Origin of the sequence: Acinetobacter gandensis (assembly GCF_001678755.1) — a bacterium.
Lineage (GTDB): Bacteria > Pseudomonadota > Gammaproteobacteria > Pseudomonadales > Moraxellaceae > Acinetobacter > Acinetobacter gandensis.
On the sequence record NZ_LZDS01000019.1, the window covers coordinates 1 to 9,823 of the forward strand.

The 9,823-nt window shown below is 37.9% G+C and carries 14 protein-coding genes and 1 rRNA gene; 10 read left to right on the forward strand and 5 right to left on the reverse strand.

Annotation, left to right across the window (positions count from 1 at the left end; genetic code table 11):
• Positions 1-302, forward strand: a 302-nt coding sequence (locus A9J31_RS06990; protein WP_067763372.1) for a DUF2147 domain-containing protein, incomplete at its 5' end; no start/stop codon positions are given.
• A gap of 59 nt (positions 303-361) precedes the next feature.
• On the opposite strand, the gene A9J31_RS06995 is transcribed toward A9J31_RS06990, so the two are convergent.
• The 4 genes from A9J31_RS06995 to A9J31_RS07010 are packed head-to-tail and all read right to left on the reverse strand — an operon-like array spanning position 362 to position 3,496.
• Complete coding sequence (locus tag A9J31_RS06995) at positions 362-1,207, reverse strand: symmetrical bis(5'-nucleosyl)-tetraphosphatase (protein WP_067763373.1); 846 nt, start codon at positions 1,205-1,207, stop codon at positions 362-364.
• A 2-nt stretch (positions 1,208-1,209) separates the two neighbouring features.
• Positions 1,210-2,022: a 16S rRNA (adenine(1518)-N(6)/adenine(1519)-N(6))-dimethyltransferase RsmA gene (gene rsmA, locus A9J31_RS07000; RefSeq protein ID WP_067763375.1), complete on the reverse strand. Its 813-nt coding sequence runs from the start codon at positions 2,020-2,022 to the stop codon at positions 1,210-1,212.
• 30 nt (positions 2,023-2,052) lie between these two features.
• Positions 2,053-3,066: a 4-hydroxythreonine-4-phosphate dehydrogenase PdxA gene (gene pdxA, locus A9J31_RS07005; RefSeq protein WP_171256681.1), complete on the reverse strand. Its 1,014-nt coding sequence runs from the start codon at positions 3,064-3,066 to the stop codon at positions 2,053-2,055.
• A 49-nt stretch (positions 3,067-3,115) separates the two neighbouring features.
• Positions 3,116-3,496: a hypothetical protein gene (locus tag A9J31_RS07010; RefSeq protein WP_067763377.1), complete on the reverse strand. Its 381-nt coding sequence runs from the start codon at positions 3,494-3,496 to the stop codon at positions 3,116-3,118.
• A gap of 191 nt (positions 3,497-3,687) precedes the next feature.
• Here A9J31_RS07010 and rplM point away from each other — a divergent pair, with 191 nt between their 5' ends.
• From rplM to A9J31_RS07060, 9 genes are all read left to right on the forward strand, one after another.
• Complete coding sequence (rplM, locus tag A9J31_RS07015; RefSeq protein WP_067763379.1) at positions 3,688-4,116, forward strand: 50S ribosomal protein L13; 429 nt, start codon at positions 3,688-3,690, stop codon at positions 4,114-4,116.
• A 12-nt stretch (positions 4,117-4,128) separates the two neighbouring features.
• Positions 4,129-4,515, forward strand: coding sequence for a 30S ribosomal protein S9 (gene rpsI / locus A9J31_RS07020; protein WP_067763381.1), 387 nt, complete (start codon positions 4,129-4,131; stop codon positions 4,513-4,515).
• 468 nt (positions 4,516-4,983) lie between these two features.
• The gene (locus A9J31_RS07030) at positions 4,984-5,637 is read left to right on the forward strand and encodes a glutathione S-transferase N-terminal domain-containing protein (protein ID WP_067763385.1); all 654 of its coding nucleotides are present in this window, start codon (positions 4,984-4,986) and stop codon (positions 5,635-5,637) included.
• Positions 5,638-5,666: 29 nt separating this feature from the next.
• The gene (locus A9J31_RS07035) at positions 5,667-6,095 is read left to right on the forward strand and encodes a ClpXP protease specificity-enhancing factor (protein ID WP_067763387.1); all 429 of its coding nucleotides are present in this window, start codon (positions 5,667-5,669) and stop codon (positions 6,093-6,095) included.
• A 16-nt stretch (positions 6,096-6,111) separates the two neighbouring features.
• Positions 6,112-6,762 carry a hypothetical protein gene (locus tag A9J31_RS07040; RefSeq protein ID WP_067763389.1) on the forward strand — a complete coding sequence of 217 codons (651 nt, stop codon included), beginning with the start codon at positions 6,112-6,114 and terminating at the stop codon, positions 6,760-6,762.
• A gap of 426 nt (positions 6,763-7,188) precedes the next feature.
• A complete protein-coding gene (locus A9J31_RS07045; protein WP_067763397.1) occupies positions 7,189-7,548 on the forward strand; it encodes a hypothetical protein in 360 nt (119 codons plus the stop codon).
• A 340-nt stretch (positions 7,549-7,888) separates the two neighbouring features.
• Positions 7,889-8,617, forward strand: coding sequence for a hypothetical protein (locus tag A9J31_RS07050; RefSeq protein ID WP_245668211.1), 729 nt, complete (start codon positions 7,889-7,891; stop codon positions 8,615-8,617).
• A gap of 14 nt (positions 8,618-8,631) precedes the next feature.
• Positions 8,632-9,177, forward strand: a complete 546-nt coding sequence (locus tag A9J31_RS07055; protein WP_067763401.1) for a GTP-binding protein — start codon at positions 8,632-8,634, stop codon at positions 9,175-9,177.
• A 9-nt stretch (positions 9,178-9,186) separates the two neighbouring features.
• Complete coding sequence (locus A9J31_RS07060) at positions 9,187-9,612, forward strand: roadblock/LC7 domain-containing protein (protein WP_067763403.1); 426 nt, start codon at positions 9,187-9,189, stop codon at positions 9,610-9,612.
• Positions 9,613-9,691: 79 nt separating this feature from the next.
• On the opposite strand, the gene rrf is transcribed toward A9J31_RS07060, so the two are convergent.
• A 5S ribosomal RNA gene (rrf, locus tag A9J31_RS07065) occupies positions 9,692-9,806 on the reverse strand.
• Positions 9,807-9,823: the final 17 nt, after the last annotated feature.

Sequence of the window (9,823 nt, forward strand, 5' to 3'; positions counted from 1 at the left end):
ACACCTTTACCGGCAAAATTATAAAAATTACACCTCGCCCAGGCTATACACCACAAAGAACCTGTAATAAATGTCCTGCACCATATACCAACCAACCGATTTTAGGTATGGAAATTATCCGCGGTTTAAAGCAGGTCGATAACAGCAAAAATTATGCTAAAGGCCGTATTATTGACCCACTTTCAGGTAAAATTTACGACGCAAAAATTCGTCTAAATGGTACAGGGAAGCGCTTGACCATTCGCGCTAGTATCGGTGTATCTGTATTAGGCCGCAACCAAACTTGGATTCGTATTGATTAATCCTAAAGAATCATAAAAAAGCCACGTTTTGACGTGGCTTTTTATTTATCAACAAGTTATTACATCATCGGGTTGTCAACTGCGAAAGTTTTTTTATCTTCAAGGCGATAAGCCATGAGTTGATGCCCCCACACACATCCACCATCGATGTTTTGAATCTGCTCGGAAATTGTTTTACCTTGTAAAGCTGCCCAATGACCAAAAATAACTTGGTGAGTGTGCGCTGCCTGTGATTCAAACTCAAACCATGGTTTAAACCCTTCCGGCATTGGATCTGCAAGACTATCTTTAAAGCTGAATTCCAAACGCCCTTCTGCGTTAGTCAAACGCATACGGGTTAGATAGTTGGTAATACAGCGTAGACGTGCATTACCCTCTAGCTCATCTGACCAAAGATCTGGCTTTTTACCATACATCTCTTTCAAGAAGGCATCGACGATTTCAAAGTCATCATGGCCAATTATAGCTTCTACTTCTTTCGCTAAAGCAGCTGCCTGTTCAGTCGTCCAATTCAGTGGAATACCGGCATGCGTAAGAACTGTCTGTTCATTTGGAAATAAACACAAAGGCTGATGACGTAACCATTCAATTAAATCATCACTTTCTAAAGCATTAATCACATCTAGCGTATTATCTTTTGGATTAATCTCTTTAATACCGCGTGCAACAGCCAATAAAGTCAGATCATGATTACCCAAAACTGTCGCAGCAACACCATTATCAACCAACTTTTTAACAAATCTGAGCGCACCGACTGAGTTTTCACCACGTGCGACCAAATCACCTGCAAACCAAATAAAATCTTGTTCTGCATCAAATTGAATGGCTTTTAATAATGCTTTTAAAGCTTCAAAACAGCCTTGTACATCACCGATCACATAGTTATAACGAATTGCACGTGACATATTTAAGCCACCATTTGATCTGACAAGGCAACAAACTGAGCTAAAGTTAAGGTCTCAGGACGTGCCATTGGATCAACACCAGCATTTTCAAAACCGTCTTCAACCAACATGCCTTTTAAACTATTACGTAAGGTTTTACGGCGCTGAGTAAATACATGTGAAACCAAACGCGCCAAAGCTTTTTCATTTTTCGCCACAATTGGTTTCGCTGCATATGGCTCTAAACGGAATACTGCAGAAGTCACTTTTGGCGGTGGATTAAATGATCCCGGTGGTACTTCAAATAAGAATGTTGGCTTACAGAAGTACTGAATCATCACTGACAAACGGCCATATTCTTTAGTGTTTGGCTCGGCGGTAATACGATCAACCACTTCTTTTTGCAACATGAAGTGCATGTCTTTCACTTTGTCACCAAACTCCAAGAGATGGAATAACAAAGGCGTTGAAATATTATAGGGCAAGTTACCAACAACGCGTAGCGGACGACCTTCTTGAAACAGCTCAGTAAAGTCATATTTCAAAGCATCTGTTTCTACAATGGTTAAACGCTCAGGATGCGGTACACGGCCCGGCAAACCTGCAGCCAAATCACGGTCAAGTTCAACCACTGTTAAAGCATCACATTCACCAATTAACGGTGAAGTTAACGCTGCAAGACCAGGGCCAATTTCGACGATATTATCCCCTGAGCGTGGATTCACCGAACGTACAATTTTAGCAATGACACGTTGGTCATGTAAGAAGTTTTGCCCAAAACGCTTACGCGTGTGATGCCCTTCGTCTTTGGGGTTTAGGGCATTAATTTGATACATAGACATTTCCAACGTGTAAATAAAACAAGATCATTGACGCGCTAAATCAAGCGCTAAGTCCACAGCCACATGTAAGCTAGAGCTTTTTGCAAGCCCCGTACCTGCAAGGGAGAGTGCTGTGCCATGATCGACAGAGGTACGAATAAACGGTAAGCCCAAAGTAATATTGATGGCTTCACCAAAGCCCTGCGATTTTAACACAGGTAAGCCTTGATCGTGATACATCGCCAAAACCGCATCGGCATCTTTTAAATTTTCAGGGGTAAATAAAGTATCCGCAGGCAAGCTCAAGCTCATGTGAACGCCCTGCTCACGGTAGCTTTCCAGAACAGGATTAATCACTTCGATCTCTTCCATGCCTAAATATCCATCTTCACCCGCGTGCGGATTTAAGCCACACACCAAAATATTAGGCTGCTCAATCTTAAATTTACTTTTCAGATCATGAATTAAAATATCAATCACTTGATGTAAGCGCTCGGGGGTAATGGCATCAGGTACATCTCGCAACGCTAAATGTGTGGTTGCCAGTGCCACTCGTAATTTTTTAGTTGCGAGCATCATCACTACACGCGGAACGCCAGCAAACTCTTGATAGAATTCTGTATGACCACTGAAATGAATACCGGCATCGTTAATAATCGATTTTTGCACTGGCGCTGTCGCCACACCGACACTTTTTCCTGACATGGCATAATCAGCAGATCGGCGCAATTGTTCTAATACATAAGCTGCATTATTGGCATCAAGCTGACCTAAATCCACAGTATCCGCTAAAGGAACATGCTCCACATAGAGCTGTCCTACCGCACAAGAATCTTGTTGCCCTACATAATCAACCAATTCTACATTTAAACCTAAATGTTCCGCTCGTTGCTGCAACATCTGCTTATCAGCCAAAACGACAATAGGACGCTCATCAATACGATCTGCCAAACTTAGGCAAATATCTGGGCCAATTCCTGCAGGTTCACCGCTAGTGATATATAAAGGGAGCACGACGCCTTTTCCTTGGTAGCTAGACAGCTTTATTATACTGCTCATTACTCAATACTGCTGAAACTAAATCTTTTATGTGCGAAATACATACCTGTCAGAAATATGTTCGCTGTAAAACATGATATGGAATTACTTCAAAAGCGAAGCCTAAGATACCCAGCGCCCAAACCATAGCAATTACAATAAAAACCCATTTTTCAATGCGTTTCAACCGTTGAGGATAGCATGACAGCAACCAAAATGAGATTCCACCAATTATCAAGGAAGCCAATAATAAATATACAATGTAGTAAGTGACAAAACATAAAAACAATGCCATCAATAAGACCATGACCGCATCTCCTACACCATGTAAATGCACAAGATATAAATAAAATGGGCTAACTATGAGAAGGTTTAAAATCCAAATGATGCGAAACCATGTTTGCCAAAATGGGACTATTTCTAATGTTGCTCCCTGAGTGTGATCAGACATAATTTTATTTTCATCTAGTTTTTTATATTTTTTGAATTATAGGCTGTTTATTGATGAAGAAATACACTACAATACAGCGCTTGAAATTTTATATTTTCATTTGTGATTCTTCACGTATTCGTTTAGAATCGCGTCTCCTTTTGTTTGGACAGATTCCATAGTCCAAACCAACTATAATAGGTAGTGGTTTAATGAAAACTCTCAGCGCTAAGCCAGCTGAAGTTCAACATGACTGGTATGTTGTTGATGCTTCTGGCAAAACTTTAGGTCGCCTTGCGACTGAAATCGCTCGTCGTTTACGCGGTAAGCACAAAACTTCTTATACTCCTCACGTTGACACTGGCGACTACATCGTTGTAATCAATGCTGAAGAAATTCAAGTGACTGGTAAAAAAGCACTTGATAAGAAATACTATCGCCATACTGGTTTCCCTGGTGGTATCCGTGAGACTAACTTTGAGAAGTTAATTGCTCACAAACCTGAAGCAGTTCTTGAAAAAGCTGTTAAAGGTATGTTGCCAAAAGGTCCTCTTGGTTATGCAATGATCAAAAAAATGAAAGTGTACGCTGGTACTGAGCATCCTCATACTGCTCAACAGCCACAAGTTTTGGACATCTAAGGGATACAGCACATGGCTACTAACTATGGTACAGGTCGCCGTAAGACCGCAACTGCACGTGTTTTCCTATCAGCTGGTACTGGTAAACTCGTAATTAACAACCGTTCTTTAGAACAGTATTTCGGTCGTGAGACTGCTCGTATGGTTGTTAACCAACCACTTGAGCTTCTTGAAGCGACTACTAAATATGACCTTTACATCACTGTTTCAGGTGGTGGTATCGGTGGTCAAGCAGGCGCAATCCGTCACGGTATTACTCGTGCATTGATCGCTTCTGACGAAACACTTAAACCTGCTCTTCGTCAAGCTGGTTTCGTTACTCGTGATGCTCGTGAAGTTGAACGTAAGAAACTTGGTTTACGTAAAGCTCGTAAACGTCCTCAATTCTCTAAACGTTAATTCGTTTACCGAATCGGACAAAAGAACCTCGGCTTATGCCGAGGTTTTTTTATGTCTTCATTTTATGAAGATGATGTAAATAGAATAACGACCCGATAAATAAAGAGACTCAAACTCGCAATAAAGCATATTACCGACAATGTTAGTGCAATTGTACAGATAGTAGTTTTGCTTTTTTGTTCAGGGCTATCATCCTCTGCTCCATAATCAGAGGCATAACTACCGGCGAGCGCCGTATAAAAACCAATGCCCATAAAAATAACGGCAGAGAAAAATAGTAATTTTTGTACAAGTGCAATGCTCATAATGCAATGAGGATCAATTACATGGGATAGCATGAAAATATATCAGATGAAATCAAATAAAATTGTGATTTTAAGTACAACTGAATTGATATTGCTAAAGTCTCCGTGATTTTATAGCCCATATTTAGTATTCTATCTTATTCATTTCTCATTGCTTCGGATTATGTCAGTCGAAAACGCACCTCTCCAAGGGATTACGCTTTACAGTCATGCGGATGACTTTCGCTCACACTGGATACGCTATGTACTTGCAGAGAAGCAAATTAAACATAACCTAATCATTGCAGATGATGAAGACGAAGATTTAGCAAGTTTGAATCCATATAATCAACTTCCAATGATGATTGAAAATGGTTTAAAACTATATAAAAGCAGCATCATTGCAGAGTATTTGGATGATCGTTATCGTCAAAATAAACTCTATGCAGATGCCCCGATGCCACGGGCAGAACAGCGTCAATATGTATGGCGTTTTGAACAAGATTGGTTGAAGCTTGCTGACGTCATGCTCCGCCACCCTGATACACTTAATGAACAAGCAAAACACAAAGCACAAAAGCAACTTCGTGATACATTAATATCACTCACACCACTTTTTCAGCATTATCCATATTTTATGTCTGAACAATTCAGCATGCTCGACTGTATGCTTGCACCAATTTTCCTTCGACTCAAAGTTATGGGTATTCAACTACCAAAACAACAATGTAGACCTATTTTCTTATACTGCCAACGCATTTTTAGTCGTCCTGCATTTATTAAATCTTTGACCTTGCAAGAAAAAAATCGCTATAGCGAATTCTTGCCAAAACAGTAATTTTATTTCCAATTTTTAGAGTAACGATTATGTCAGATCAAGATATTCCATTAAGCCCAACCAGACCTTATCTTACCCGTGCACTTTTCGAATGGATTTGTGATAACCAGTTAACCCCTTACTTATTGGTCGATGCAACGCAAAAAGACACGATGGTACCCGTACAATATGTACAAGATGGTCAGATTGTTTTAAATATTGCACCCCATGCAACGCACGCTTTACATATGAGCAATGATGCTATTACCTTTTCGGCACGTTTCGGTGGCGTCTCACAAAATCTCTATGTTCCGTTTAGTGCCTTATTAGGTATCTATGCTCGTGAAAATGGGCAAGGCATGTTCTTTGATCCAGCTGAATATGCAGATATCAATCAAGAGCAAAATGCTTTAAAATCAAACGATCAAGAACAACAAGAGCAACCAAAGAAAAAACCGGGTTTAAGGTTGCTCGATTAAAACAACGGAGCAAATCATGGCTTTTGATTTAGTACAATATTTCGCAGAACAAATTGAATCTCAAAAGCCTATGCTTTTAAGTCATCTAGATCGTGAAGAAAAACGCTCACATATCCGTCAAATCAATGCCTTAACACTTGGTGAACTGATTAATCAATTACGCAGTAATGGTGAAAAGGTTTATCAAGAGATTTCAAATCCAGATGAATTGTATATTCAGGAAGTTTCTCGCCATTTAACAACAAATCCATCAAATGCATCAACATTGAGTCGAACTGAACTAGAGCAACTAACAACTGAAGTGTTTCATTTGCAATTACTTGAACTGAAACAACTTCATGATACAGGCTCTCACTCTCTACAGAGCATTCGCGAATTATTAAATGGACAAATTGAACATCTTTCTGGTCAAGCAGATGACTGGGTTTGGTCAACAAACAACCTAACAGAACTTCTAGGCTCTAAACCAAATCTGCAAGAAGATATATCATTAGAGGCATCTATGAAGGAGTTTAATCAGATGGTTCATCAACAAAACGCTCAGCACGATGATAATAATGTGGCTGTAGAAGCAACAGTACCAACATGGTCAAAAGTTGTTGAACCAGTCGTTGCTATTGCAATTCTATGGATTTTATATTCAGCAGCAACGAATATGTTCGCTTAAGAAAATCGACAAAACAAAAAGACCTGCCAATTGGGCAGGTTTTTTTTACATGAACTTTTTCCAAAATAGCCTGATTTTAAAAGCTATTTGTTTTATTTTGTAATTAACTAAAACTCTATGTAAATTTATAAAGCAAATTATCAACAATTATAAAAAATTACATTCAATAATTTCTGTATAGTTGTACTTAAATAAGCTGTCTAAAAACACAGATCAAAATTCAAAAAGCAAATTAGATCACACTATTTATAAATTAAAACTGACTAATTTAGTTGGAAATTATTTCCCTTTTAAAGCATTAAATTAATTTCATTGCAAAGCCAATTGACCTTCCTATAATTAAATTAAGTAATTAGAAACAAAACTTAATTACTAAAATACTTACTAATAACAATCATGCTTAACCTACAAGAGAGAGAAATAAATATGGCTAAAGTTTCATTAGAATCCCTCACAACTATTGACGGTTTTCATGCAGCAGCACTCGTAGATGGTGAAAGTGGGCTAGCACTTGCAACACAAGGCGGTGGTGATATTGACCTAGAACTTGCCGCAGCAGGCAATACAGAAGTCGTACGTTCAAAGCGACGCGTAGCTCAGTCACTTAACTTGAATGATCATATCGTTGATATACTCATTACTTTAGGTAAGCAATATCATTTGATCCGCCCTTTAGAGAAAAATGAAAATGTATTTCTCTATTTAGTCCTTGATCGCTCAAAAGCAAACTTAGCCATGGCACGACACGAACTCAAAGCTTATGAAAAAAGTTTAGATTTCGCTTAAGTTCAGCCCAACCCTTTTATGTACGCATAAGAGGGTTTTTTATTCACTTACATATTTCAAATATCATCTTCCCAATTGATAGAGAAATGAAATAAGCAAACAGTATATTAATATCGGAATTGCCGGACTCAGTATCCACGACACAGATCAATTAAAGCATCAGCTTTATAGTATTTTTCCACAACATTTTAATATTCAATGGAAATCTGCATCAGATATTAATTTAGATTGCTTATTCATACACGAACGTTTCTTCGATACTGAAGGGATTCAACGAATTTTATCCAGAAGAGAACTACCTTGGTTAAAAATTGCTAAAAATGCTAAAAATTCTGGGCAAGTGAAAAACAACACACTGTTTTTTCCACTTGAAGATAGCAATGCACTGAATCAGTGGGTCGATATAAACCTCATACACCATTCAGAGCAACTGAGCTCTACTGAAGAACTACTTGAGTTTACGAATGATAACAATCATCTACACGAATTTGATGAAAACTATTTTAAAACACTGTTCTCAGAAGATAATCATGAAAAGTTACACCTTTTTGATGATCAAGGTACGCTAGCTGTAATTGATATTACACACAACATTGCATGGCCTAATCTAGATCGTCTCGAATTTAAAACAGACTTAAGCTTTAAGTACGATTTTGCATCAATTATTGATCTCACTAAGGTCTCAAGAAAACATCCAGTAATATTACAAGACTGGCTCTGGAATTTATTCTGGAACTCACCTGCATTTGCTTCAATTTCACCTACAGATGGTCACTTTAAGATTTTTTCTTGGCCAAAGCCAATGGACAATACACAACGAAAACTCATCTTTCAAATGTCCGCTTGCTTTATTCAAGGTGCAAAAATGTCAAAAATTTCAGAGCAATATGACATCCCTCTCTCACTTGTACAAAAATTTATTGCAGCAAATATTACTATTCAAAATATAAAAAAAATAAATCTTTGGGACAAACATTACAGCCCACCATCAGAAATAATTGAAAAAACAGAAGAACAAAGTTTTGTAAAAAATTTTTTAGGTAAATTACGCCGTAAATTTGGTTTTTAAATAGGAGCAAATACATGATTCTTCAGCAATATAAAATTGTATTTGCTGGCTCAATGGGGGCTGGTAAAACTGAAGCAATCCGTTCACTTTCAGACATCCCTGTTTTATCAACCGAGGCATTAAATACTGATCAAGAACGGCATTCAAAACTTGAGACAACTGTAGGCATTGACTATGGTGAAGTTACACTTGAGGATGGTCTTAAAATTGGGCTATATGGTACACCTGGACAAAGTCGTTTTGATTTTATTTGGCCAGTGATTTGTCAAGGAGCCATTGGTGCCATAATTTTAATTGATCACAACGTAGAAAATCCCTTAACAGAAATTGAAAGTTACTTAGAAACATTCCAAAACTATACCCATAATATCGCTATTGGAATTACGCATACAGATGAAATAAAAACCAATCAAGACACATCAATTTATAAAGATTGGCTGATCCAACAAGATTTATATTCACCCTTATTTTTTATTGACTCACGTAAAAAAGAAGATGTGTTGTTATTGTTAGAAGCCCTTATAACATCAGTAGAAGTTAATCATAACATTAGCGTTTAAGGATCCTTTATGTTCAATGTTCAAAAACGTTCAGCCCCTAAAGAACTTGTACAATATGCACATGAACAAATTAGCATGATTATAAATAATGCTCGAGGCGTGCATTTTGTGATGCTCTGCTCAACAGATGGCTTTGAACTTACTAGCGTCCATAAACGTGGGCAATATAACAATAGTAAACTTGCTGCTGTAAGTAGCTCAATTCTTGCCATGGTTACTGCATTTACTAAAGAAATTCAACTCACTGGTTGTCAAAGTATTACTTTGGATGCTGAAAATGGTAAAGCAATTTTAACAGCTGTATCAGCGCAACATCACCCAATGATTATTATTGCATTAACAGACAAAGACATTTTATTAGGACAAGTACTTTACATGCTTAAGTGTGCTACAAATGCAATTATTACTGAAGACTCAGCAATAGCGATTAACTAACTTTCAATTTAGCATTTCTTTTTTTATTGCATAAAAAAATCCCCCTATCTCATAAGAGTTAGGGGGATTTTGAATAATGAGCTGGCGATGACTTACTCTCACATGGGTAACCCCACACTACCATCAGCGCTAAGAGGTTTCACTTCTGAGTTCGGGAAGGGATCAGGTGGTTCACTCTTGCTATTGTCGCCAGCACAACTGTTATGGACTT